Here is a 1721-nt window from a genome sequence, read left to right on the forward strand (position 1 = left end):
AGGTAAGGAGGTGATCCAACCGCAGGTTCCCCTACGGTTACCTTGTTACGACTTCACCCCAGTCATGAATCACAAAGTGGTAAGCGCCCTCCCGAAGGTTAAGCTACCTACTTCTTTTGCAACCCACTCCCATGGTGTGACGGGCGGTGTGTACAAGGCCCGGGAACGTATTCACCGTGGCATTCTGATCCACGATTACTAGCGATTCCGACTTCACGGAGTCGAGTTGCAGACTCCGATCCGGACTACGACATACTTTGTGAGGTCCGCTTGCTCTCGCGAGGTCGCTTCTCTTTGTATATGCCATTGTAGCACGTGTGTAGCCCTACTCGTAAGGGCCATGATGACTTGACGTCATCCCCACCTTCCTCCAGTTTGTCACTGGCAGTCTCCTTTGAGTTCCCGGCCGAACCGCTGGCAACAAAGGATAAGGGTTGCGCTCGTTGCGGGACTTAACCCAACATTTCACAACACGAGCTGACGACAGCCATGCAGCACCTGTCTCAGAGTTCCCGAAGGCACTAAGCTATCTCTAGCAAATTCTCTGGATGTCAAGAGTAGGTAAGGTTCTTCGCGTTGCATCGAATTAAACCACATGCTCCACCGCTTGTGCGGGCCCCCGTCAATTCATTTGAGTTTTAACCTTGCGGCCGTACTCCCCAGGCGGTCGACTTAACGCGTTAGCTCCGGAAGCCACTCCTCAAGGGAACAACCTCCAAGTCGACATCGTTTACGGCGTGGACTACCAGGGTATCTAATCCTGTTTGCTCCCCACGCTTTCGCACCTGAGCGTCAGTCTTTGTCCAGGGGGCCGCCTTCGCCACCGGTATTCCTCCAGATCTCTACGCATTTCACCGCTACACCTGGAATTCTACCCCCCTCTACAAGACTCTAGCCTGCCAGTTTCGAATGCAGTTCCCAGGTTGAGCCCGGGGATTTCACATCCGACTTGACAGACCGCCTGCGTGCGCTTTACGCCCAGTAATTCCGATTAACGCTTGCACCCTCCGTATTACCGCGGCTGCTGGCACGGAGTTAGCCGGTGCTTCTTCTGCGAGTAACGTCAATCACTAAGGTTATTAACCTTAATGCCTTCCTCCTCGCTGAAAGTACTTTACAACCCGAAGGCCTTCTTCATACACGCGGCATGGCTGCATCAGGCTTGCGCCCATTGTGCAATATTCCCCACTGCTGCCTCCCGTAGGAGTCTGGACCGTGTCTCAGTTCCAGTGTGGCTGGTCATCCTCTCAGACCAGCTAGGGATCGTCGCCTAGGTGAGCCATTACCCCACCTACTAGCTAATCCCATCTGGGCACATCTGATGGCAAGAGGCCCGAAGGTCCCCCTCTTTGGTCTTGCGACGTTATGCGGTATTAGCTACCGTTTCCAGTAGTTATCCCCCTCCATCAGGCAGTTTCCCAGACATTACTCACCCGTCCGCCGCTCGTCACCCGAGAGCAAGCTCTCTGTGCTACCGCTCGACTTGCATGTGTTAGGCCTGCCGCCAGCGTTCAATCTGAGCCATGATCAAACTCTTCAATTTAAGTTTGATGCTCTTGAATTAAACTTCGTAATGAATTACGTATGTTCACTCAGAGACTTTGGTATTCATTTAGCGTCTTGCGACGTTTAGAATCCATGTCACTTTGAGTGCCCACACAGATTGTCTGATAAATTGTTAAAGAGCAGTGCAACGCGGCTTTCGCTCACCGTTGCGAGGT

1 rRNA gene is annotated in these 1721 nt (G+C 52.9%); it reads right to left on the reverse strand.

The features are described from left to right. Positions 1-3: 3 nt before the first annotated feature. A 16S ribosomal RNA gene (locus tag AC6EMZ_RS23210) occupies positions 4-1543 on the reverse strand. Between the last annotated feature and the right edge of the window lie 178 nt (positions 1544-1721).

Source organism: Enterobacter sp. SCRI0065 (assembly GCF_059766475.1).